General features: G+C 70.9%; 14 protein-coding genes and 3 pseudogenes. 8 read left to right on the forward strand and 9 right to left on the reverse strand.

Annotated elements, in window-relative coordinates:
- On the forward strand, positions 1–123 hold a 123-nt coding region (locus tag ACIQMJ_RS31565; RefSeq protein ID WP_499764835.1), incomplete at its 5' end, for an adenosylhomocysteinase.
- Between the two features lie 54 nt (positions 124–177).
- Here the strand turns inward: ACIQMJ_RS31565 and ACIQMJ_RS31570 are convergent.
- Both ACIQMJ_RS31570 and ACIQMJ_RS31575 read right to left on the reverse strand, forming a co-directional pair.
- On the reverse strand, positions 178–879 hold the full coding sequence (locus ACIQMJ_RS31570; protein WP_499764642.1) for a MerR family transcriptional regulator: 702 nt from the start codon (positions 877–879) through the stop codon (positions 178–180).
- 86 nt (positions 880–965) lie between these two features.
- Entirely contained in the window at positions 966–1,697 is a 732-nt protein-coding gene (locus ACIQMJ_RS31575) for a class I SAM-dependent methyltransferase (protein WP_499764643.1), read from the reverse strand.
- 574 nt (positions 1,698–2,271) lie between these two features.
- Here ACIQMJ_RS31575 and ACIQMJ_RS31580 point away from each other — a divergent pair.
- Complete coding sequence (locus tag ACIQMJ_RS31580) at positions 2,272–3,726, forward strand: APC family permease (protein ID WP_499764644.1); 1,455 nt, start codon at positions 2,272–2,274, stop codon at positions 3,724–3,726.
- Between the two features lie 55 nt (positions 3,727–3,781).
- Here the strand turns inward: ACIQMJ_RS31580 and ACIQMJ_RS31585 are convergent, their stop codons facing one another.
- On the reverse strand, positions 3,782–4,198 hold the full coding sequence (locus tag ACIQMJ_RS31585; RefSeq protein WP_499764645.1) for a heavy metal-responsive transcriptional regulator: 417 nt from the start codon (positions 4,196–4,198) through the stop codon (positions 3,782–3,784).
- A 310-nt stretch (positions 4,199–4,508) separates the two neighbouring features.
- On the opposite strand from ACIQMJ_RS31585, the pseudogene ACIQMJ_RS31590 reads away from it, so the two are divergent.
- Positions 4,509–4,829, forward strand: a pseudogene (locus tag ACIQMJ_RS31590) (YnfA family protein); the annotation flags it as partial.
- Positions 4,830–4,914: 85 nt separating this feature from the next.
- Here ACIQMJ_RS31590 and ACIQMJ_RS31595 read toward each other — a convergent pair.
- From ACIQMJ_RS31595 to fdxA, 5 genes and pseudogenes are all read right to left on the reverse strand, one after another.
- Complete coding sequence (locus tag ACIQMJ_RS31595) at positions 4,915–12,108, reverse strand: type I polyketide synthase (RefSeq protein WP_499764646.1); 7,194 nt, start codon at positions 12,106–12,108, stop codon at positions 4,915–4,917.
- Positions 12,105–13,466 (reverse strand): thioesterase II family protein, encoded by a 1,362-nt coding sequence (locus tag ACIQMJ_RS31600; RefSeq protein WP_499764836.1) that lies wholly within the window; start codon positions 13,464–13,466, stop codon positions 12,105–12,107. Before ACIQMJ_RS31600 ends, ACIQMJ_RS31595 begins: the two co-directional genes overlap by 4 nt.
- Positions 13,442–15,083: pseudogene (locus ACIQMJ_RS31605) on the reverse strand (amino acid adenylation domain-containing protein); the annotation flags it as partial. The gene ACIQMJ_RS31600 and the pseudogene ACIQMJ_RS31605, both read right to left, overlap by 25 nt.
- Positions 15,081–16,268, reverse strand: a pseudogene (locus ACIQMJ_RS31610) (condensation domain-containing protein); the annotation flags it as partial. The pseudogenes ACIQMJ_RS31610 and ACIQMJ_RS31605, both read right to left, overlap by 3 nt.
- 74 nt (positions 16,269–16,342) lie before the next feature.
- Positions 16,343–16,669: a ferredoxin gene (gene fdxA, locus ACIQMJ_RS31615; RefSeq protein ID WP_141982665.1), complete on the reverse strand. Its 327-nt coding sequence runs from the start codon at positions 16,667–16,669 to the stop codon at positions 16,343–16,345.
- Positions 16,670–16,826: 157 nt separating this feature from the next.
- On the opposite strand from fdxA, the gene ACIQMJ_RS31620 reads away from it, so the two are divergent.
- From ACIQMJ_RS31620 to ACIQMJ_RS31640, 5 genes are all read left to right on the forward strand, one after another.
- Complete coding sequence (locus tag ACIQMJ_RS31620; protein ID WP_499764647.1) at positions 16,827–19,295, forward strand: heavy metal translocating P-type ATPase; 2,469 nt, start codon at positions 16,827–16,829, stop codon at positions 19,293–19,295.
- Between the two features lie 101 nt (positions 19,296–19,396).
- The gene (locus ACIQMJ_RS31625) at positions 19,397–19,822 is read left to right on the forward strand and encodes a carboxymuconolactone decarboxylase family protein (protein WP_499764648.1); all 426 of its coding nucleotides are present in this window, start codon (positions 19,397–19,399) and stop codon (positions 19,820–19,822) included.
- A 198-nt stretch (positions 19,823–20,020) separates the two neighbouring features.
- The gene (locus ACIQMJ_RS31630) at positions 20,021–20,473 is read left to right on the forward strand and encodes a hypothetical protein (protein ID WP_499764649.1); all 453 of its coding nucleotides are present in this window, start codon (positions 20,021–20,023) and stop codon (positions 20,471–20,473) included.
- Between the two features lie 600 nt (positions 20,474–21,073).
- On the forward strand, positions 21,074–21,469 hold the full coding sequence (locus ACIQMJ_RS31635) for a helix-turn-helix domain-containing protein (RefSeq protein WP_499764650.1): 396 nt from the start codon (positions 21,074–21,076) through the stop codon (positions 21,467–21,469).
- Between the two features lie 473 nt (positions 21,470–21,942).
- A complete protein-coding gene (locus ACIQMJ_RS31640) occupies positions 21,943–23,322 on the forward strand; it encodes an amino acid permease (RefSeq protein ID WP_499764651.1) in 1,380 nt (459 codons plus the stop codon).
- A 65-nt stretch (positions 23,323–23,387) separates the two neighbouring features.
- On the opposite strand, the gene ACIQMJ_RS31645 is transcribed toward ACIQMJ_RS31640, so the two are convergent.
- Positions 23,388–24,317 carry an NAD(P)/FAD-dependent oxidoreductase gene (locus ACIQMJ_RS31645; RefSeq protein WP_499764652.1) on the reverse strand — a complete coding sequence of 310 codons (930 nt, stop codon included), beginning with the start codon at positions 24,315–24,317 and terminating at the stop codon, positions 23,388–23,390.
- Positions 24,318–24,349 lie beyond the last annotated feature (32 nt).

The raw sequence follows: 24,349 nt of genomic DNA on the forward strand, positions 1-24,349 counted from the left end.
AAGGTCGCCCGCATCCACCTGGAAGCGCTGGGCGGCAAGCTCACCAAGCTGACCAAGGACCAGGCCGAGTACATCGACGTCGACGTCGAGGGCCCGTACAAGCCCGAGCACTACCGCTACTAGCGACGAAGTCGGGGGCGAGGTCGAGCTGCCGAAGCCGACCTCGCCCCCGACCGGTCACCCGGCCGTTCCTCGACCGGGTCGACCCGACTCCTCCGGGTGATCACCCTCACCCCGTGTCGACTCCTCCGACAGGTCGGAGATCAGTCGGCGGGTCGCGTCCGCGGCGGCCACTTCCAGCACGGCGACGTGACCCGTGCAGCGCAACAGGATCGCCGCCGACGGGCCGCACCCGACCTCGTGCGCCACGAGGTCGGTGAGGACGGGGACCAGCGCCGGACTGCTCGGGAACGTGAAGGTGATCAGGGCGTCGCCGTGGCTGCGGGTGTGGGGGTGCGACAGCACCCGGGCCCAGTGCTCCCGGCACCCCGGTTCGACGGACGCGGCGTCCGGTGCGCGGTGTGACCGGACCGCCCACAGGCTGCCCACGAGCTGCGCGGAGAACGCGGACAGCTCCGCGACCCGCTCGTTGACCTCGGCGATCCTGGTGCGGAGAGTCCCCAGCACCCGGTCGAGGTCCGCTGCGCCGGGGTCGTCGCCGCAGCTGTGGATCAGGTCGCGGATCTCGTCGAGCGCCAGGCCCATGTGCTTGCCGCGGGCGATGAACCGCAGTCGGTCGACATCGCGGTCGTGGTAGACGCGATGGCCGCTGGACGTCCGGGACGCGGCGGGGAGCAGTCCCGTGTTCTCGTAGAACCGGATCGTGGCCGGGGTGAAGCCGGTGATCTCGGCGAGCCTGGTGATGCGGATCTTCGCCACGGTGCCTCGACGCGTCCTCGGCCGGAGGTCTGGGGTGCGGTGCGGCGGGCCGCCCCGTGGGACGGCCCGCCGCGGTGCGGGTCGGCTCAGCAGTCGCAGTCCGCGTCCGCGTGCGCGTGGCCGTTGGCGGCGGCCGACACGGTCAGCGGCTTGGCGCCCGGGTTGGCCGGGCGCACCGCACGGCCGATCACCATGGCCTCGATGAACTCCCACGCACCGGGCATCTTCGTCTCCTGGATGTCGGCGATCTCCAGCGACGAGTTCTGCAACGTCTGCACCGTCGGGCGGTTGCAGTGGCACTCGTTGCCGAACCAGTACCACCCCTTCTGGATGATGTCCTGCTTCCGGGCCACCCGCGGGTCCTTGTTGCGGACGTGCTCCAGGAACAGGTACTGCCCACCCGGCTTCAGCACGCGCTCGATCTCCCGCAGCGCGGGTTGCGGGTCGGGCACGGTGCACAGGATCATCGCCGCCGCCACCGTGTCGAAGTAGCCGTCGGGGTAGGGCAGCTTCTCCGCGCCCGCCACGACGAGCTGGATGCGCCGCGGGTCGTTGCGGGTCTTCTCCTCGAGCTTGGCCACCATGTGCGGGTACGGCTCGGTCAGGATCAACTCGTCGACGGTGTCCGGGTAGTGCGGCAGGTTCAGCCCCGTGCCGGTGCCCAGCTCGATGGTCCGGCCGTACGCGGGCTTGAGGAACTCCGCACGCTTCTCCGACAGGCCGTAACCCTCCACCTTCGCCAGGAACTTGTCGTACATCCCGGCGAAGACGTACTTCCCCCACGTGGCGTCATAAGCCTTCTTCAGAAGGTTTGCCATGGCCCGCCTGCCCTCCAAGCTGTCGACGAGGCGCGCTCCCCCGGTAGCCGGGCGCGCGCGTTCGCGTCCGTTCGGTGTCACGAACGGAGTTGTCCGATGTGGTCCGCCGGTGGGGGTTCCTGCGGGCGTCCCGCAGCACCCTCCACCTGAGGCTGTGCCGGTTCCCGGTCGCGGCGGGAGACCGGTCGAGTCGTTGCGTGATCATCCGGGATCGCTTGCTGGTCGTAGTCTCGTAGTTGAACCCGGCTTCAAGTCAACCCCCGCCGCACGGGCCCATTCGCGACCGAAGGCGCGCCGGCGATCACCCTGGTGGAGCAACGCCGTGTCGCGATCGACGCTTTTCGGCCACAGAACTATTACAGGTGCCGCCGAATAAGTGAGTCTTGCGCCACAACGTTGCGGCGAGCGGGGGTTCGCCCTAGGTTCGCTACTCGACCGGACCAGTCGCGGGTTCCGGCCACTGTGGACGTCCACGCCGTGCGCACGAGGTGACGACGTTCCAGGCATGTGGGACATCCGGGGTTGCTGTGGCCGTCGATCGGCCTGCCATCGCGCCCGCCCACGAGGAGGTCCCGTGTCCCGTGCACACGAAGGTTCGTTATCCGGCCGCACGACCATCGAACGGCCCCGAGGGGGAACCGGCGTCGACGAAGCGGTGTTCCCCGGCCGGAGCAAGCTGCCGGTGACGGCGTCCTGGTGGACGTCGATCCTGGTCGCCGTCGGAGCGTCCCTCATGATCGCGGTGTCCATGGCCGAGATGGCCGCGGAGATCGGCAACGCCTCCATCTGGGTCTGGATCGGCACGGCGGTCGTCGGCGCCCTGCAGTGCCTGCTGATCGCCGAGCTGGCGTCCCGGTTCACCGGGCGCGCCGGCGGCACGGCGCAGTTCGCCTACCGCGCCACCACCAAGGGGTCACCGACGCTGGGAGCGCTGTCCTCCTGGGCGTACTGGTTCGCCTGGACCCCCGGCATCGCGGTCAACCTGATCCTCGCCGCGACCTACCTCAAGTCGCTGTTCTGGCCGAGCGGCAACGTCATCCTCCTGGCCGTCGTCATCGGCGTCGCCCTCTACTTCGTCACCGCGCTCGGTCTGCGCTTGTCCACGATGGTCAACGCGGCGCTGGCGGTGGTCGCCCTCGGTGTGGTGTCCATTGTGGTTCTGACGCCGGTGTTCCACCCGGAGTCCTTCGACGTGGCCCGGGTCCTGCCCACCGCGCTCCCCGAGGACGCGCCGACAGGCGGGTGGGGTGTGGCCGGCATCGTGTTGAAGTGGATGTTCATCGCGACGTGGGCAGCCTACGCGGCGGAGATGGCGTCGACGGTGTGCGCGGAGATCAAGCGGCCCGAGCGGTACATGAAGCGCGTCATGTCGATCTCCGCGGGCATCGCGATCGCCGCCTTCACGCTCGTGCCGATCTCCATGTTCGGCGTCGTCGGCGTGGAGGGGTTGCAACGCGACCCGTTCACGGTCTTCGCCGAGATCGGCGGGATCACCCTCGGCCCGGCCGGCGAGTACACCGTCGGGCTCGGCCTGGCGGCGGTCCTCGTGCTGGGCGCCGAGATCTTCATCATCGGGTCGTCCCGGACCATCCACCAGATGGCGCAGGACGGCCACCTCCCGAAGGTGTTCGGCAGGACGAACAAGCGGGGCGCGCCGGTCGGGTCCATCGCGTTCGACGCGGTGGTGATCGTCATCATGCTCGTGGTCTTCGGCACCCGGGTGGTGAGCGTGGTGGCCGCGGCGACCTTCGGCTACCTGGTGGTGTTCGTCCTGCTGCCGATCGCCTACCTGACGCTGCGCCGCTTCCGGCGCGACGACGACGAGGGCTTCCACCTCGGGAGGGCTTTCGTCGGCGTGGCCGTGGCGCTGTTCGTGTTCAACACCGTGCTGCTCGTGTTCGGCGGTCTCCAATGGGGTGTCGACGTCATCATCGTCGGCCTGGGCGTGACCCTGTCGGTGATCCCGATCTCGTACTTCACCCGCAAGTCGCGGGCCAGGGCGGCGGTGCGCGCCGGCGGCTCGAACTGACCACGTCAGGGGGCTCCGACCTGGTTCGGTCGGAGCCCCCTGACGCGTGTTCGGATCAGCCCGCGACTCGGACCGGAGGTCGCCACACACCCGGTTCGGGATTCGGGCAGTCGGTGCTGGGGAGCTGACGGACCATCGCGGAGAGTTCGCTCTTCAGCGCCTGGAGGCGCTTCATCTCGTTGTCGATCTCTTCCATGCGATCGCGCAGCAGCACCGCCGCGTCACCGCAGGGGCAGGTCCCGGTGTCGCGGATCGACAGCAGCTCGTTGATCTCACGCAGCCGGAGCCCGAGGCGCTGCGCCCCCTGGATGAACCGGAGCCGGTCGACGGCGTCCTCGTCGTACCGGCGGTAGCCGGCGTCGGTGCGCGGCGGTTTCGGCAGCAGGCCGACGCGTTCGTAATACCGAATGCTGTCGCTCGGAACCCCGGTGCGCCGGGACAAGCCCGCAACCGTCATGTGCGCAGATTCCATGTCCCGATCCTACTCCCTGCCACCTCTCGGGACGACCGCGCGAAAGCGCGAAGCCGAACCTTTTCATTGTCCGATCGATTTCTCCGACCGACAGCGCGGCCTCGACCGCAATGCCCGGACGTGCGGCAAAGGGAATGACTTCACCTGCCCGACCATGGCCGGACCAGCTCGTCCTCAGCGCATTACCCATCAGCAACTGGTGCGAACGAGTGAACTTCGACGCCTAATCGGAGCATGACCCACCTCACGTTCCGCATCTCGAATACTGGGCGTGGCCGAGCATTACTTCAGCGTGACCTATCATGGCCCCATGCCCATCAAGACCGTGGTCCTGTTCGCGCTGGCCGCGCTCGCCGAGATCGGCGGCACGTGGTTGATCTGGCAGGGTCTGCGGGAGCACCGCGGCCTGCTGTGGTTGGCGGGCGGTGTGGTGGTCCTCGGCTTCTACGGTTTCGTGGCCGCGCTGCAACCGGACTCGAACTTCGGCCGGGTCCTCGCCGCCTACGGTGGCGTGTTCATCATCGGCGCGCTGATCTGGGGCGTGGTCGTGGACAGGTTCCGCCCGGACCGCTGGGACCTGATCGGTGTCGGGATCTGCCTGGTCGGCGTGCTGGTGATCATGTTCGGTCCCGATCGGCCGGCAGCCGATGCCCACGAGGCCGAACCCCCGTCGACCGCGGGGGACTCCCTCGTGGACACCGGCCACCGTTAGCCGATCACAACCGGACGACCTCCAGGTCGTCGGACCCGGGCACGTCCTCCGCACGCACGACCGCTTTCACGGCGATCTGCTTGCACAGGTCCTTCACGATGTCCCGGACGGTGCTGCCGTCGAAGAGCGCCTCGCCGGGCAGCGCGACCGACAGGCCGGTGAGCAGCCGGTCCCGCAACCGGACGCCCATGAGGGAGTCCAGGCCGAGGTTGGTCAGCTTGGTGTCCGCGAACCTCGCCCGCAGCTCCTCCCGGTCGACCGCGCTCAGCCCCAGCAGCACCGACGTTTCCCGGAGCAGGAGGTCGGTCACCCGCGCTTCCGCCCCCTCGGGGTCGGTGAGGACCAGCTCGTTCACGTCCGGTGCCGTCGGCGCCGCCTGAACGGCGCTCCGGGTGAGGTCCGCGAGCAGCGTGTTGACGGCGGATCCGCCGTTGACGGCGACGTAGCGGTCCCAGTCGACCTTGGCCACGCCGAGCCGGGTGTGGCCGCCCGCGAGCACCGCCGACAGCACGGACGCCCCTTCGTCGTCGCCGATGCCGTGCAGGCCGCCGCGGGCGAGCTTGTCGGCCAGCCCTTCGCCGGTCGCGAGGCCACCGTCCGACCACGGTCCCCAGTTGACGCTGGTGCCGCGCATCCCCTGGGCCCGCCGCACGTCCGTCAAGGCGTCGAGGAAGGCGTTGGCCACGACGTAGTTCGCCTGCCCGGCGGACCCGATCAGCGAGGCGAGGGACGAGAACACCACGAACAGGTCCAGCTGCCGGCCGCGCGTGAGTCGGTGCAGGTTCCAGGCCCCGCGCGCCTTGGCGGCCAGGACGTGCTCGAACCGGGACCAGTCGAGGTCGGCGAAGGCCCCGTCGTCGGTGGTGCCCGCGGCGTGGACGACGCCGCACAGCGGCGGCATGTTCTCGGAGATCCTGGCCAGCGCGTCGCGCAGGTCGCTCTCGTCGGTGACGTCGGCGGTCAGCAGCACGACCTCGGCCCGCTCGCGGAGTTCCACGACCCACTCGGGGTCCGGTTCGGGCCGGTGCCTGCCCACCAGCGCGATGTGCCGCGCGCCGCGCTCGACCAGGTGCCGGGCGGTGACGCGGCCGAGCGCGCCCCAGCCGCCGGTGATCATGAACGTGCCGTCCGCGCGGGGCGTGAAGTCGACGGAGTCCGGCTCGGCGGCGCGCAACCGGGCTTGCCGCCACTCGCCGTCGCGCAGCACGAGCCTGCCCGATCCGCCGAGTCCGACGGCCCGGGTCACCACGTCGGACGGCTCCGCGTTCCCGTCGTGGTCGACGTGGACCACCGGCAGGTCGGGGTACTCCGCGGTCAGGGCGGCGGCGACGCCGGCGAGTGCGGCACGCGCCACGCGCGGCACGTCACCGGGCGTGCCGGCCGCGTGCTCGGTGCACAGGGCGATCGTCGGGCGACGGGCGGCCAGGGCCGGCAGCAGCTCCCGGAGCGGCAGGACGGCGCGCCGCGCGGACTCCTCGAACCCGGCCAGGTCGTCGCCGCTCGGTGTCGCCCCGATGACCACTATGCCGGTGACGTCGCCGGGCACATCGCGTCCTGCGTACCCGGACGCGGAGATGCCCTTGGCACGCAGGCGCTCCTCCCAGTCCCGGGTGGTGTCCGCGTCGGGCCCGACGAGCAGCCAATCCCCACCGGGACGCGCGGGATCCGGCGTCTCCGCCCGCACCCAGTCCACCGTGTACTGGCGCAGCGGTGCGTGGATCGCGGTGCCGAGAGGGCGCAGGACGAGCCCGCGCAGTTCGGCGAGGACGGTGCCGGTGGTGGAGGTCAGCCGCACGTCGACGACGTGCTCGCCGGAGTCCCGCACGCCACGGGACCGGGCGTGGGACCACAGGTCGCCGGGCAGCGCGGCGTGCACCACGACCTGGTCGACCGCGACGGGCACCAGAGGGCTGGGCAGGTCGGGGATGAAGGCGGCGGCGACGTGCAGACAGGCGTCGAGCACCACCGGGTGCAGCGTGTAGGACCCGTCTTCCGGACGCCCGGTGTCCACGCTGATCCGCCCCACGGCCTCGTCATGCCCGAGCCACAGCTGCCGGACTCCGCGGAACGCGGGCCCGTAGGCCATACCCGCCGCGGCGAAACGCGAGTACAGCGCGTCGGGGTCCTGCCGGACCAACTCCCACGCCAGTTGCTCCGCGGAACGGCCTGCTTCGGGCGCGGCGGCACCACGGCGCCCGGCGCCGGATCGCGCCCTGGGCGTCCAGCGGTCGTCGCCACCGGTGCGGGCGTAGCAGTCGACCGCTCCCCCGGCCGGGTCGACGACTGCCTGCACGGCTGCCGTTCGACCGGGTTCGAGGGCCAGTGCGCTGGTGAACCGGACGTCGTCGATGGTCCACGCGTCCCCGCCGAGCACGGCCTTCGTCGCGGCCGTGATCCACTCGATCATCGCCGCGCCCGGCAGCAGGGCGGTCCCGCCGATCCGGTGCTGCTCGACGAACCACGGCCGGGTCGCGCCGAATTCGGACGAGAACCACTCGCTGGGCGCGCCGGCGATGTCGACGCGATGACCGAGCAGGGGGTGACCGGGCGCGCGGCGCTTCCCGACCACGCCCGGGGTGTACCAGTGGCGGTCGGCCCGCAGGGGGTGACCCGGCAGTGCGGCCGGGTCGGCAGGGCCGTCGGCGGGCGGGGCTGCGACCGTGCCGCCGGAGCTGTGCCAGGCGGCGAGGGACAGCACCAGTCGCCGATCGTCGTCGTCCTGTCGGTGGCCACTGGTCAGCCAGGTCGCGTCGGGCACGCTGCGCGGCCCGAGCGGGGACAGCACGGGTTCGGGGCTCATCTCGGCGAAGTGCCGGACGCCGAGGCGGCCGAGGGTCTTCAGGCCCTCCGCGAACCGGACCGGGCGGCGCACCTGGTCGACCCAGTGGGCGCCGGTCGACCCGGAGGCGGGCAGCAGCTCGCCGTCGAGCGTCGAGACGACCGGGATGCGGGGTTCGTGGTGGCGGACGTGCCGCGCCCGGTCGGCGAAGGCGTCGAGCACGGGGTCCATGAGCGGCGAGTGGAACGCCCGGTTGACGTTCAACCTGGTCACCTTGGCACCGCGTCGGACCCAGCGTGCCGCGCACTCCTCCGCGGCCTCTTCCGGGCCGGAGATGGTGACGTCCTCCGGGCTGTTCAACGCCGCGACGGCGACGTCACCGTCCTGGAGCTCGCCCAGCAGTTCCTCGACGTGCTGTGTGCGCACGGCGTACATGGCGCCGGGCGGAGTCTGCTGCATGAGGCGCGCGCGCAGCAGGACGAGACCGGTGGCGTCTTCCAGGGTGAGCACGCCGGAGATCGCCGCGGCGGTCAACTCGCCCAGGCTGTGACCGATGAGGTAGTCGGGTTCGACGCCGAGCTCCCGCCACAGCCGCGCGACGGCGTACTGGGTGGCGAACATGGCGGGTTGCCCGTAACGGGTCTGAGCCAGGTCGACCAGTTCGCCTTCCACGCCCGCGAGCGTGGGCAACAGGGAGACACCGAGGTCGTCCCGCGCGATCGCGTCGACTTCCGCGAGGGCGTCGCGGAAGACCTCATGGCGCCGGTACAGCGGTCGGGCCATGCCGGTGCGCGCGAACCCCTGGCCGGGGAACAACCAGGCGAGCGGTCCCGGTCCGGTGTCGGGCGCGGTGCCGGTGAGGACGAAGGCGGACGGTGTCCCGGACCGGTGCTCGCGCAGTGCTTCGGACGCCTCCCCCGCCGTGCGCGCGACGACGACCGCGCGGTGCGGGAAGCGGGTGCGGCGGTGGGCGACGCGGCACAACGCGGCGAAGTCCGCGCCGCGATCGGCCCGGTCCAGCACGTCGACCGCGGCGTCGGTCAGGTCGGCGAGCGCGCGGGCGCTCTTGGCGTACAGCGGCAGCATCCGCCAGGCGCTCGGGTCGTCATCCGTCGGGCGGTGGGGTCGCGGCGCCTGGCGGACGATCACGTGCGCATTGGTGCCGCTGAACCCGAACGAGCTGACCGCGGCCACGCGAGGGCCCTGCTCGTCCGACCACGGCTGCGGTCGGGTCGGGATGCGGCACCGGGTGCCGTCCAGCGTGATGTGCGGGTTGAGCCGGTCGAAGTGCAGGTGGGCCGGCACGAGGCCGTGCTCGACCGCCAGGATCGCCTTGAGCAGGCCCGCGACGCCGGCGGCGGCTTCCAGGTGGCCGAGGTTGGTCTTCGCCGAACCCACCCAGAGCGGGCCCTTCGCGTCAGGTGCGCCGTAGACGGCGGCGATGCCGGCCAGCTCGACGGGGTCGCCGAGGCTCGTGCCGGTGCCGTGGGCCTCGACGTAGCCGACGTCGCCCGGAGCCAGGCCGGAGTCGGTCAGCGCGCGCCGCATGACCGCCTGCTGTGCCCGTGCGTTGGGCGCGGTGAGGGTGTTGCTGCGACCGTCCTGGTTGACCGCCGAGCCCACGACCAGCGCCCGGACCCGGTCCTGGTCGCGTTCGGCGTCGGCCTGGCGCTTGAGCACGACCACGCCGCAGCCCTCACCGCGCACGTACCCGTCGGCCGAGGCGTCGAAGGTCTTGCAGCTCCCGGTCGGCGACATCATCCCGGCTTGGGAGAACGCCACCACGAGATCCGGGTCGAGCAGCAGGTTGACGCCACCGACGATCGCGGTGTCGCACTCACCCCGTCGCAGGCTCTCGCACGCGGTGTGCACCGCTACCAGCGAGGAGGAGCACGCCGTGTCGATCGACGCGCTCGGCCCGGTGAGGTCGAGGAAGTAGGAGATGCGCCCGGCCGCGACGCTCGACGACGTCCCGGTGCCGGTGTAGGGGCCCGGCTCGACGTGGTCGCGGACCATGAGCCGGCCGTAGTCGGTGGTGCTGATGCCGACGAAGACGCCGACGGCGGAGCCCGCGACCGCGTCGGCCGGGACACCGGCGTCTTCGAGCGCCCGCCACGTGGTCGTGAGCAGCAGTCGCTGCTGCGGGTCCATCGCCGCGGCCTCCTCGGCGGAGATGCCGAAGAACCGCGCGTCGAACCCGCCGACGTCGGGCAGGAACCCTCCCCACTTGGTGGTGCTGTGGCCCGGGGTCGGTGTGCCCTCCCGATACCACGAGTCGGTCGACCAGCGGTCGGCCGGCACCTCGGTCACCGCGTCGCGTCCCTCGACCAGCAACGACCAGTACCCCTCGACCGAGTCCGCGCCGGGGAACGCGCACGCCATGCCGACCACGGCGACCGGTTCGGTCGGCGCGGGCGGTTCGACGACCGCCGGCGTCCCGGCGCCGGTGGTGAGGGCGACGGCCAAGCGGAGGATCGTCGGGTTGCCGTAGAGGGTGGCGGGGTCGACGGGTCGGCCGAGCCACGCGGCGAGGTCGCCGCTGAGGCCCAGGGCTTGGGCCGAGTCCAGGCCCAGACCGCCGAACGTCGCGTCCACCGGGACGTCGGCGGGCGTGAGACCGGTCCGGGCGGCAACGCGGGCGCGCAGCCACTCGACGACGGACGCCGTGTCGTGGGCCTCGACGGCCGCGGTGGGCGTGCGGGCGGTCACCGGGCCGGAGACGTGCTCGACCTTGAGCTCCCCGCGCAGGTACGCCTGCTTGGTGAACTGCCTGCGGACCTTGCCGCTGGTGGTCACGGGCAGCGACGCGGGCCGGATGAACACGACGGTGTCGATGGCCACGTCGTGCTCTTCGGCGACGGCCCCGCGCACCTTCCGCGCGACTTCGGCCAGGTCGTGCTTGCCCCGTTCGGTGCGCTTGAGCTCCTGGACGACGACCAGGCGCTCCTCGCCGTCGACGTCCACCGAGAACGCCACACCGAGCCCGCGGTTGAGCGCCGGGTGGGCGTCGGTCATCGTCAGCTCGATGTCCTGCGGGTGGTGGTTGCGCCCGCGGATGATGATCAGGTCCTTGCGGCGGCTGGTGATGTAGACCTCGCGGTCGATCAGCGTGCCGAGGTCACCGCTGCGCAGGTACGGGCCGGTGCCGTCGGCCAGGTGGGCGCCGAAGGTCTCGGCGGTGTCCTCCGGGCGGTTCCAGTAGCCGGCCGCGACCGTGCGCCCACTCAACCAGATCTCACCCTCGCGGCCTTCCGGCAGGGGCTCGCGGGTCTCGGGGTCCACCACGACCACCCGGGTGTCGCCGAGGGACGGGCCGTTGCTGAGCAGGCGCTGGCGCCGTGGTCCGGGCGTGCCGGCGGGCACGACGTCGATCCGCCCGTGCGCGAAGCCCTCGACGTCGACCTCGACGACCCTGAGCCCGTTGCGGGGCGGGTGCGTGGCGACCGCCAGCGTCGACTCCGCCATGCCGTAGGCCGTGCGGAACGAGTCGGGCCGGAAGCCGCAGGAGGCGAACTCCTCGGCGAACCGGTCGACGGTGTCGGCGCGGATCGGTTCGGCGCCCAGCGCGAGCACCCGCCAGGTGCTCAGGTCCAGCGTCGCCTTCTCCTCTTCGGTGATGCGCTCGCAGCACAGGTCCAGGGGGAAGTTCGGGCTGAACGACACCGTCGCGCGGTACTTGCCGACGGCGGCGAGCCAGCGCAGCGGTCGCTGCACGAACACCGGCGGCGGGATCATCACCGTGGTGGCGCCCAGCAGCAGCGGCATGAACAGCCCGGCGATCAGGCCGAAGTCGTGGAAGAGCGGCAGCCACGTGACGACGACTTCCCGCGAGTCCATGCCGAGACCGGTGCTGAACAGCGCCGGCTGGTAGACGATGTTGTCGTGGGTGACCACCACGCCGCGGGGCCGACTGGTGGATCCGGAGGTGTACTGGAGGTAGGCCACGTCCTGCGGGCGGGTCGTCGGCGGGGTCCAGTCGTGGCCGGTGCGGTCGGCGATGTCGTCGACGGACCACAGACCGCAGCCGTACTCCTCCGGGAGGTGCGCCATCGGCCCGTCGGTGGAGGCGACGATCGCCAGTGCGGGTCGGCAGTCCTCCACGACGTGGTCGACGCGCTCGCGGTGCGTGCTCTTGGTGGGCGGGTTGAGCGGCACGGGCACGGCACCCGCGTAGAGGCAGGCCAGGACGCTGACGACGTACTCGGCGCTGGTGGGCAGCAGGATGATCACCCGCTCGCCGGCCAGCCCCTCGTGCTGCATGCGGGCGGCGAGGTCGCGCACGCGGGCGTCGAGCTCGGCGTAGGTGAGCCGGGTGTGCTCGGTCTCGCCGTCGGCGAGCACGATCAGGGCGATGTCGTCGGCCCGTGCGACGGCGTGGTCGCGCAGCACGTCGACGAGCAGGGGGAAGTCGCGACTCACGATCGTGCCTCCAGCACTGGTTCGAGGTGGTCGCGCACGGCGTCCGCGACGGGGGTGACGTGCCGGTCGGTCAGCAGCGTGTAGTGGGTGCCCGGCAGGGCGACCCCGGTCGCGGTGCCCGTGGTGAGCGTGCGCCACCCCCAGTCGGCGTCCGCCGCGTGCGGGTGGTCGGCGAACTCGCTCACCGCGCCGTCGGCGGCCCGGACGACCAGCACGTCGGCGCCGATGACGGCGGGCTTGTGGCGTCGGCAGGCGTGCACGACCCCCGTGAACACCGCGTACGTGTTGCGCAGGTGCGCCTCGTCGACCGCCACCGAGCGGCCCGTTCGGCGTTCGAGCAGCTCCAGGCCCGCACCCAGGCGATCGGGTTCGGCGGCGGCGAGCAGCGCGGCGCGTTCGTCCGCGGTCGCGTCGTCGGCGAGGAAACCCATGTCGAGGTCTTCGAGGAACCACAGCAGCATCGACACCGGGTCGACCTCCGGCGCCGGCATCGGCGCGGGTGAGTCGAACACGAACAGGCGGCTCACGCGGTCGCCACCCAGTTCCAGCTTGTGCGCGACGTGGGCCGCGATCACCGCGCCGGACGACCAGCCGCCGAGGACGTACGGCCCGTGCGGCTGCACGCGGCGAACCTCCTCGACGTAGCGGACGGCGAAGTCCTCGACCTCGGTGGGCACCTCCTGGCCCGAGTCCGGTCCGGGTGCCTGCAAGGCGTACCAGTCGGCGTCGACCGACTCGGCCAGCGGCCGGTAGGCCAGCACGCTGCCGCCGGCCGGGTGCACCAGGAAGACCTTGGGCGCGCCGGGGTTCTCGCGCAGCGGGACCAGCGTCGACCACGCTCGCGCCCGGCTCAGGTGCTCGCACAGCGCCGCGACGGTGCGCCCGGAGAGCAACGCGCCCAGCGACAGGCGCTTGCCGAGCTGCCGGGAGATCTGGCTGATCACCCGGAGGCCCGCGAAGGACTGACCGCCGAGCTCGAAGAAGTCGTCGAACACGCCGACCCGCGGCAACTCCAGCACCGACGCCCAGATGGCGGCCACGTCGGTTTCGAGGTCGGTGCGCGGCGCGACGTACTCCCTCGCGGGCTCGCCGTCGACGGGGGCGAGCGCATCGAGCGCGCGTCGGTCCACCTTGCCGTTGGAGGTCAGGGGCAGCCGGTCGAGGACCGTCACGGTGGCGGGCACCATGTACCTGGGCAGCCGCTCGGCGAGGAACTCCCGCACCTGCCGGCCGTCGACCCCGGACGCGGCGGCGAAGCCGACGAGCTGGCGGCCGGCGACGGTGTCGCGGACGGCGACCAACGCCCTGGACACGGCCGGGTGCTGCGTGAGGACGTGCTCGATCTCGCCCGGCTCCACCCGGAAGCCCTGGATCTTGACCTGGAAGTCGGCGCGGCCGAGGAACTCGATCGTGCCGTCGGGCAGGTAGCGGCCCAGGTCGCCGGTCCGGTAGAGCCTCTCACCGGTCCGCGGGTGGGTGACGAACGCGGCGTTGGTGCGCTCTTCGTCGTTGAAGTAGCCGACGGCCACTCCGACACCGCCGATGTGCAGGTGACCGGGCACCCACGTGGGCGCGTCGGCGCCGGTCTCGTCCAGCACGTGCCAGGTCTGGCCGCCCAGGGGCTTGCCGTAGGGAATGCTGGTCCAGGCCGGGTCGACCTCGTCAACGGGGTGGTGGATCGACCAGATCGACGCCTCCGTCGCGCCGCCCAGGCTGATGACGCGGGCGTTCGGCGCGACCCGGCGGATGCGGTCGGGGAGGTCGACGGGGATCCAGTCGCCGCTGAGCATGATCACCCTCAACGACGGCATGTCCAGACCCGTGGCCTCGGCCTCTTCGACGGCGAGCTGCATCAGCGCCGGGACCGAGTTCCACACGGTGACGCCGGCCGACCGGATGGTGGACACCCAGGCGCGGGGGTCGTGCAGTTCGGACGGATCGGGCAGCACGAGGGTCGCGCCGGCCGCGACGGTGCCGAACACGTCGTAGACGGACAGGTCGAAGCACAGCGAGGAGATGCCGAAGACGACGTCCGCCGCGCCGATGCCGAACCGGTCGTTGATGTCGACGACGGTGTTCAGCGGTCCGCGGTGGTCGAGGGCGGCGCCCTTGGGCGTGCCGGTGGAACCGGAGGTGTAGATGACGTAGGCGAGGTCCAGCGGGTCCCGCCGGGCTGCCGGCTCGGCCGGGAAGTCGGCGACCTCCTCCCCGACCACGTGCACGGTCACGTCTCCCATGCCGGCGACCCGGTCGCGCAGGACGTCGACGGTCACGACGTGCTCGGCTTCGGTCGCCTTGACCAGGTGCGCGATCCGGTCGGCCGGCCACTCGGGGTCGATGGGGACGTAGGCGCCGCCCGCCGACAGGACGCCCAGCACCGCGGCCGACTGCCGACACCCCTTCGGCAGCACGACCGGCACGAGCTGCCCGGGGGTCATGCCCGCGTTGCGCAGGGAAGCCGCCACGTGCGCGCTCTGCTCGTGCAACTCGCCGTAGGTCACGGTGGTGGTCGGGGTCCGCACGGCGACCCGGTCGGCCGAGTCGACGGCGCGCTCCGCCAGCGCGTCGTGCAGCAGGCCGTCGGGCACGTGGTGCGGCAGCTCGTTGAGGGCGCGGCGCGCGGCCAGGTCGCTGTCGGGGACGAGGTCGAAGGCGGTGCGCCGCCACCACGTGTCGTCGCTCGCCAGACCGACGACGAGCCGGTGGAACGCGTCGAGCATGGCGTCGACCACCCCGTCGGGGAACATCGACTCGATGACGTCCCAGGCGATCCACATCGTGCCGTCGTCCTGCTCCCAGAACTGGCAGTCGAGCAGCACCTGCGGTGTTTCGAGGGTCGAGTAGCTGGGCCGGTCGAACTTGCCCATGAACAGGCCGCTGCTGATGACGAACGGGCACGCGGCCCGGCCGGGGGTGCGGCGGTGCTGGTTGAGCGCTTGGAGCACCTTCACCCCGCTCCAGTGCGTGTGCTGCATGTCCTGCAACACCCGGGCGCGCAGCTTCCGCGCTTTGACCTCGAAGGGCTCGTCGCCCCGCCAGTCGACCTCCAGCGGGTACAGGGAGGCGAAGTTGCCCATGATCTCGCCGATCTGCGGGTGCAGCGGCAGGCGGTGCGTGACCATGTTGTTGAGCAGGAAGTGCTTGGCACCGCTCCAGGTGGCGACGACCTCGGCGTAGGCCGCGTACATCACGTTGCTGTCGGTCAGGCCGTGCGCCCGGGCACGCCGCTTGAGCGCGGTCCACTGCTCGGCGGACAGCACGAGCTCGCGGCGGTTGAGCTCGGACCTGCCCTGGGCCTGCGCGCCGGTCGCCAGCGGGATGGACGGCGCGTCGGGCCACTCCGGGATGCGGTCCCGCCAGTACTTCTCGGACTCCTGCCCGAGGGGTGACCGCTCGATCTCGGAGAGCGTGACGACGCAGTCCCGGAAGCTGATCTCCAGCTCGGGCAGCACGAGTCCCGGGTCCCGGTAGAGCCCGAACACCGCGTCCAGGAAGCGGCTGGTGCCCATGCCGTCGCTGAAGAAGTTGTTGTTGTTGTAGTGGATGCGGGCGTCCCGCTCGCCGTGCAGGCTGATCCGGATGTCCAGCCACGGCCACCGGTCGAGCGGCAGTTGCCGGCGGCGGACCCCTTCACGGATCCGCAGCAGTTCACGCCGCGCCTGGTCCGCGGGCAGGCCCCGGAAGTCGTGCACCACCGGCTCCAGCGGGACGAACTCGGGGATGCGACGGAGTCGCATGTCCTCGGTGACCGCGACGAGGTTGTCCCGCTGCCGCAGCAGGTTGCGGTTCACCGCGTCGACGAACCGCCGCACGTCCAGGTCAACCAGGTCGAACTCCATGTACTGGTGGGGCCGGACGTGGTACTCCAACCCCTCGGCGGAGCCCACGAGGAACGAGGTCTGCAGATCGGACAAGGGGAACGGCTCGTCGGCCGCCGCCGGGTCCGGCACGACCTGCGGCAGGGCGTGCGCGGCGCGCGCCGATCCGGACAGCCAGCGGATGATCGCCGGCTTCTCGGCGACGATGCGGTCGCGCAGGTGAGCGGTCAGCGCCCCGCGCGGCGCGCTGACCTCGAGCTCGTTGTTCCCGACGAGCCGGACCCGGATCTCCGTGCGTGCCAGTTCACCGAGGATGGGCGGCATGGGATCGGTGGTGGTCATGGTGTCCCCTCGTCTTCCGGGTGCGCGTCGAAGGTGCCGCCGGGGTGGGCTGCCGGTCGTGCCGGTGCGGTCGATCAGGCCGGGTCGCCCTGCGGGGGCAGGTCCCTGATCACCTGCGGATCGGCCGAGACCTTGCCGACCTTCGAGGCGCCCCCGGGCGACCCCAGCTCCGCGAAGAAGTCGGCGTTGGCCTTGGTGTAGTGCGCCCACTGCTCGGGCACGTCGTCCTCGTAGTAGATGGCCTCGACCGGGCAGACCGGCTCGCACGCACCGCAGTCGACGCACTCGTCGGGGTGGATGTAGAGCATGCGGTCGCCTTCGTAGATGCAGTCGACGGGGCACTCCTCGATGCACGCCTTGTCCATCACGTCGACGCAGGGTTCCGCGATCACGTAAGTCACCGATCTCCTCCTCACGCGGTGGCAGCGGCTAGTCTCGAAGTTGAACTCGGCTTCAAGTCAAGCGGCGGGAACAGGGCTTGACCTTGGAGTGCGGTCCAACCTCTACCGTCGGTTGCGCTAGGTGGTCTTCCCTATGCGAACAGGCGGGTGACCTGCAGTGACCACACAACCCTTAACCAACGGGGCGGACGCTCCGGCGGAAGCGGGCCTGGAGGTGCGGCGGTACCGCGTCCTCGCGGGCTGCGTCGAGTGCGCCAGCGACCTCACGCCGTTGCGCCGGGTCGAGGGCGTGCGCGACGTCAAGATGCTCTCCGCGTCCGGCGTGCTCGCGATCCAGGCGCCGAAGACGCTCAGCGACACCGTGCTCCTGCGCACCGCCGCCGCCTCCGGGCTGACCCTCGAACCGGAGAAGCCGGCGGTCGTGGACGAGGCGCCGCAGAAGAAGTCGCGCTGGTGGCTGCGTCCCGAGATGATCCTGTTGGGCATCGCCGCGTTGTTCATGGTCGGTGCCGACATCGTGACCCGGCGCGCGCCCGAGGCCACCACGTTGGCCAACACCCTGGGGATCATCTCCATCGCCTTCGGCATCGTCTACCCGGGGCGCAACGCCCTGATGATGCTGCGCAACAAGCGGTTCACGATCAACGTGCTGCTCGTCGTGGCGGTCATCGGAGCGATCCCCCTCGGCAAGTTCGTCGAGGCCGCCTGCGTGGTGGTGATCTTCTCCCTGGGCATCATCCTGGAGTCGTTCGTCGCCGACCGGGCGCGCAAGTCCATCCAGAAGCTGATGGACCTGGCGCCGCGCCGGGCGGAGCGGTTCACCTTCGGCGGAGCCGTCGAGACGGTGCCGGTCGAGGACCTGGCGGTCGACGACCTGGTGCTGGTGCGCCCCGGTGCCCGGCTGCCCACCGACGGCGAAGTCACCCAGGGCGCCTCCTGGGTCGACACCTCGGCCATCACGGGCGAGTCCATGCCGGTCGAGGTCGTGCCCGGCGAGGCCGTCTACGGCGGCACCCTCAACGGTGACGGAGCCCTGCGCGTCAAGGTGACCAAGCAGTACCAGGACACCGTCCTCGCCCGCGTCATCCGCGAGGTCGAGGAGGCGCAGCAGAACCGCGGTCGGGCGCAGCGGTTCGCCGACAGGTTCGGCGCGATCTACACGCCGGCGATGATCGGCGTCGCGGTCCTCATGGTGGTCCTCGGGCCGCTGGTGTTCGGCCTGTCCTTCACCGACGCGTTCTACCGGGCCCTGGTCGTGCTGATCGTGTCCTGCTCCTGCGCGCTGGTCCTGTCCGTACCCGTGAGCGTGGTGTCCGCGGTGGCCCGCGCCGCACGTGACGGCGTGCTCATCAAGGGCGGCGCCTACCTGGAGGAACTCGGGCGGCTCAAGGCGGTCGCGTTCGACAAGACCGGCACCCTGACCCGGGGCCGGCCGGCCCTCGTGGCCGTGCACACGCTGGACGGCGACGACGACGACGAGCTGCTGCGCCTGGCCGCCGCGGTCGAAGCCGCCGCGACCCACCCGATCGCCGAGGCGGTCGTGCACGCCGCCCGGGACCGCGGCATCGACATCCGGCCCGCGGCCGACGTGTCGATCGTGGCCGGCAAGGGCGCCGAGGCCACCGTCGACGGTCGCCGGATCGCGGTCGGCCGGGTCGCCGACTACAGCAAGGACGCCTCGGCCGCCGCCGCGCTGGCCGAGATCGAGCAGGCCGGCGCCACCCCGGTCGCGGTGACCGCGGACGGCGCCCTGATCGGCCTGCTGGGCGTGGCCGACGAGCTCCGCCCCGAGGCCAAGGCCGCCATCACCGAGCTGCGCTCGCTCGGCGTCGCGCACACCACGATGCTCACCGGCGACCGGGAGCGCGTCGCCCGGTCGATCGCCGACCAGCTCGGCATCGAGAGCGTCCGGGCCGAGCTGATGCCCGCCGACAAGAGCGCCGCCATCACCGCCATGCGCGACGAGCACGGCACCGTCGCGATGGTCGGCGACGGCGTCAACGACGCACCGGCCCTCGCGACGTCCAACGTCGCGGTGGTCATGGGCGCGGCGGGCACGGACGTGGCCATGGAGACCGCCGACGTCGCCCTGATGTCCGACGACCTGACCAAGCTGCCGTACACCGTGCGGCTGGCGAGGCGGGCGAACCGGGTCATCGCGCAGAACGTCGCCATGTCGCTGGTCGTCATCGCGGCCCTGGTGGTCGCGGCGCTGATCGGCGCGTTCACCCTGACCCAAGGTGTGCTGATCAACGAGGCGTTCGCCCTCGTGATCATCGCCAACGGCCTGCGGCTGCTGCGTGGCGGCAAGGGCGGAAAGCAGAGGACGACCGTGACAGCTCCGACGAAGGCGAGGGTCGAGCACTCGGCGACGCTGCCGAAGACCGCGTTCGCACTGCCGGTCGTCGAGTCGGTGACCGCCGGCGGCGGCTGCGGCGACGACTGCGGCTGCGGCACCAAGGCAGAGGCACCTCAGGTCGAGGCCCCCAAGGTCACGACACCGAAGATCGTCCCGCTGGAGCAGCCCGTGGCCTCCGGCGGCGGCTGCGGCGACGACTGCGGTTGCGGTTCCTCGTCCGGCAAGCAGGTCGAGCAGGTCGAGTTCGGGCGACGCTCCGGCGACTGACCGAGGCAGCTGCGCCTGACTGCCACTTGGCGGCGGTGTCACCGGGCTCCCCCACCCGGGTGACACCGCCGCCATCCCCATTCCCCCACGATGGAGAGACGATGCCCAAGCTCGACCCGTTCGCAGGCCCCGGCTACGCCGCGATGAGCACGCTGTCCAAGGCCGTCGACGACGACGCCGAACTCCCCCTCGGTCTGGTGGAGCTGATCAAGCTCCGCTGCTCCCAGATCAACGGGTGCACCTACTGCGTGCGCACGCACATCGAGAAGGCCCTGCACGCGGGGGAAACGCAGGACCGCGTGGACAACGTCGCCGACTGGAAGACCAACGTCGCGTTCACCGACCGGGAACGCACGATCTTCGCCTTGGCGGAGTCGGTCACCCTGGTCTCCGACACGCACGTGGACGAAGAGGTCCTCGACGCCGCCATCGCCGATCTCGGCCCGACCCTCACGCAGCAGGTCGTCTGGGTGGTCGCCGTGATCAACGCGTTCAACCGCCTGGCCATCACCGCCCGCATCGACTAGACGAACCGGCTCGACGAAGGCCGCGGGTCCCCGACACCGGGTGGACCCGCGGCCTTCGTCGTCCGCGGCCGATGGCAGCGCGCGGGAACCCGTGGGGATTGGCGCCGCAGTCCACCAAGCGGCAAGGCGCGAAAGAGGTCACCCGATCAGGTGTATGAGGTGTGCCTTGGAGCCTCCTCCAAGGTTTACCTTGGATCCATGACCGATGCGGTGAGCCGACCGGCACAGCAGTCGACCGAGCCACACGGGCGTCCGGATGGGGCATCCCGGTTCAGCCCACCGGTGGCCATGCCCTCGGCACGCCTGCTGGACATCCAGCCGGCGTCGGACGTGCCGATCGCCTGCACCTTGACGGGCGATGAGCAGGCGGAGCGGACCGCCGAGTGGCGCGACCTGCTCGAAGGGTTCCGACCCGAGGGCATCGCCAACGGGCTCCGGTGGCGACTCCCGAGCTCACGGGCGGGTCGGGCGGCGGAACTGGCGTCGGCCGAGCAGCGTTGCTGCGCGTTCTTCGACTTCACCCTCCACCTCACGGCAGGTGGACTCATCTTCGAGGCGCACACGCCCGAGGAGGCGGCAGACCTGTTCCTCGACGTCTTCGGAACCCCGGCGGGCATCGCCGACGCATCAGCAGGAGAAATCCGAGGATAGTCGCTTCAACGGGGCGAGAGACGCAGAAGGACGACAGGGTTCAACCCACTTCGGCACGCCGGCGACCAGACCGTTCGCACATCGCCGCGCGGCCCGATTTCCGGCCACGCGGGAATGGTCACGGCACAGGCATGACGACCAGTCTCGACGCGCTCGCCCCGGCCTTCCCGGCCCGCGATGCAGAAAAGACGGGTCGTTGTCCACGCCCGAAGGTCCCACAGGTGTCGCCCGGCACCGCCTACCGAGGCCGACAGCCGACGGACCGATGCCGCCCGTTCACAGCTTCGGAAAACCGCACCTTTCGACGAGCAAGTCGCGAACATGATCGACAGCGCGCGGCACGGTGTTATAGCTGTAGCGAAACTTGAGCGTTGGCGCGAAGCCGACCCCAAGACCTCGAACCATATGACCTACGTCACAAGTTGTGGGTGGAATGTTCCGCACGCCATACGTCGACCCACTCCACCAGCGGAACGGCCCACTTCCGGTCCGCTCGCGCACCGTTCAAGATGCATCTCGTACCGACAGATCGATGCTGCCGAGCCGCACGGCAGGCACTGCCGGAGCCGACCGACCGGGGGGACGATCATGACAGGAGACTTGCTGCCGATCGACCAAGTGGCGAAACTGTCGGGCGTTGCGTCATCAGCACTGCGCTATTACGAACGGGTCGGCCTGATCGAAGAAGGACCGAAGATCCGCGGTAAAAGGCACTACCCGCAGGATGTGCTCGACCGCTTGTCCATGATCCGCACGTGCCAGAACATCGGTTTCAGCCTCACGGAAATCGCCTCCCTGCTGGACGAGGCGGAGGAGTCGGGCGGTTCGTGGCAGGAGATCGCAGCGCGACGCCGCGCCTGCATCCAGCGCGAGATCGAAGAACGCCAAGCCTGGCTGGACACGCTGAACTCGACGCTCGCCTGCGGTTGTCCGCAACTGGTCAAGTGCCCGCAGGTCGACGGCTGTCCGCTGATGACGATCGCGCCGAACACCTGACGCCGACGCGGACCGTTCGAAGCGGGATCCCGCGAGGCGTCGCGCCCCTACCGCCTTCGCCCGAGCAGCCCGCCAGGCGTACCTGTCGGCACCGTCGAGACGGGGCCCGCGTCGGACGAAGCGGCCAACCTCGAGGTCGGCGGCCGTCGGCGCTGCGCGCAAGACGTGCGAGAAGGCCCCTGGACGATCATCGGTTCCAGGAACCCGTGGTTCGGCTTGAGCAGCACCACCTCGCTCGTGGACGAGGCCGAGCGCCCAGGCGGATCGCGGCGGGAACTCGTCGAGTACCGGCAGCGGAGGGTTGCCCGCCGACTGTCACGTCGGAGAACTGGAGCCCTTCCACGCACCCGGTCGCCGATGCGCTCAAACGTTGCCGCACAGCGCAATCGACGTTCGGCGAACACGTTTTCGGGTGCTTTCCCCGCTGCTACGTTGCCCCCTCGTCGATATTCACTCGAAAGTGTGGGGGGCACATGAGCGAGACTGACGTCGCGTCCGCTCCCGGAACGTCATCGAAACTGCGGCGGGGGCTCAGCTCCCGGCAGATCAGCATGTTGACCTTGGGCGGATCCATCGGAACGGGGTTGTTCCTCGGCGCCGGGCTGGCTGTGTCCCTGGCGGGGCCCGCGGTCATCATCGCCTACGTCATCGGTGCGTTGATCACGCTCACCATGGTCTACGCGAGCGCCGAGATGGCCGTCGCCCACCCCGATGCCAACGGCTTCGGACAGCTGGCTCACCGCTACCTCGGACCTCTCGTCGGGTTCAGCACCAGGTGGATGTTCTGGGCCGCCGTCTCCTTGGCCATGGGGGTCGAGACGGTGGCCGTCGCCATCTACGTCCGCTACTGGTGGCCGGACGTTCCCTTGTGGCTGCCGGTGGTCGCGTGCGCGGTGGTCGTGACGGCCGTCCACCTGGTCTCCGTCTCGGTGTTCGGCGGTGTCGAGTACTGGGCGACCATGATCAAGGTGACGGCGATCGTGGTGTTCCTGGTGCTCGGGGTCGTCTACCTGACCACCGGGCTCCCGGACCGGCCCGCTCCCGGCCTGTCGGCTTGGACCGGCGCGGATTCCCTGCTGCCACAGGGGTTCGCCGGGCTGTGGACAGCGATGATCGTGGTGATGTTCAGCTACGGCGGTGTGGAGAGCCTGTCGCTCAGCTCCGCGGAGTCGAAGGACCCGGGACGCGACCTGCCGAAGGCGGCGCGGTGGACGATCGTGCGGCTGGCGTTGTTCTACGTGTTCAGCATGGTCGTGATCCTGTCGGTCAACGCCACGGGCGGTGACCTGGGCACGAGCCCGTTCGTGACGCTGTTCTCCTGGTTCGGCATGCCGACGGCGGCCGGACTGATGAACTTCGTCGTGCTGACCGCCGCGCTGTCCGCGCTCAACACCACGATGTTCATGGCCAGCCGGACGCTGCACTCGCTGGGGCGCGACCGGCAGGCGCCGGCGTGGACCACGCGGTTGTCCCGGCGCGGGGTGCCGACCAACGCGGTGCTCATGGGAACCCTCGGCATGGTCGTGGCGGCCACCGTCTCCGTGGTGGCGCCCGAGTCCGCGTTCACCCAGCTGATGGGCATCGCGTCGTTCGGCGGGCTGGGCACGTGGGTGGTGATCCTGGTGACCCACGCGAAGTTCGTCCGCGGTGGCAGGCCCGCCGGCCGCATCCGGCTTCCCGGCGCTCCGTGGACCAACGGAGTCGCTGCCCTCGCGGTGGCGGCGATGGTCGTGACGATGGCGTTCGTGCCGATGTTCCGCAGTGCGTGGCTGGTCGGCTTCCCGTTCCTGCTGCTGATCATCCTGTTGTACGCGGTGTCCCGCCGGAAGTCCGCGTCGACCTCGACCACCTGAGGGGAGAACGGCGAAAGAGACCTCGGAGTGCGGAACCAGCGAGGTCTCCTTCGCCGTGCACCCGCCTACCGCGCCGCGCGGTACGCCGCCACGGCCTGCGCCGTCTCAGCGGCCAGCAGGTGGTGGTTCACCGCGATGCCCGCGGACGACCCGGCACCCACGGCGTTGGCCAGCTGGGCGCTCTCCGACACCACGTTGCCTGCGGCGAACACCCCGGGAACGCTGGTGCGGCCCACTCCGTCGACCACCACCCAACCGTCCTCGACGTCACAGCCCAGCCCCTTGAGCAGCTCGTCGCGCGGGAAGAAGCGCGGTCCGACGAACACCGCGGTCCGCGGCTCCAAGCGGCCGTCGGCGAGCTCGACGCCGGAAACCCGACCGTCCTTCTCGACCACCCGCGACACCTCGCCCTCGACGACGCGGATCCCGCGCGCGGCGAAGCGTTCGTGCTCCTCGTCGGTCAAGGTGATCCGGTGGGGGAAGAACACGACGTCGGGGGACCACAAGCGCACCAACGAAGTCTGGTGCAGGGTGAACGGTCGGTTGTCACCACCGAGCACGCCGATCGCCTTGTCGCGGACCTCGTGCCCGTGGCAGTACGGGCAGTGCAGGACGTCAGAGCCCCAGAGCTCGCGCACCCCGGCCACGTCGGGCAGCTCGTCGTGCAGACCCGTCGCGACCACGACCGCACGCGTGGTCAACGCGCGTCCGCCCGCCAATCGCACCTCGAACTCCGCTCCCGAGCCCCGCTCGACCACCTCGACCAGGTCCTCGACGAGCTCGCCGCCGTACCCGGCGACCTCGTCGCGCCCGGCCCGGAGCAGCTCCAGAGGAGACATCCCGTCCCGGGACAGGAAACCGTGCAGGTGGTCCGCCGGCGCGTTGCGGGGCTGACCGGCGTCGACCACAACCACCCGGCGGCCGACCCGGGACAGCACCAGTGCGGCGCTCAACCCCGCCACACCGCCCCCGATGATGGTCACGTCATACCGCATTGTCGTGCTCCCCTCACGTAAATCACACGATG

The sequence above is a fragment of the Actinosynnema sp. NPDC091369 genome (genome assembly GCF_044757065.1).
GTDB lineage: Bacteria > Actinomycetota > Actinomycetes > Mycobacteriales > Pseudonocardiaceae > Actinosynnema.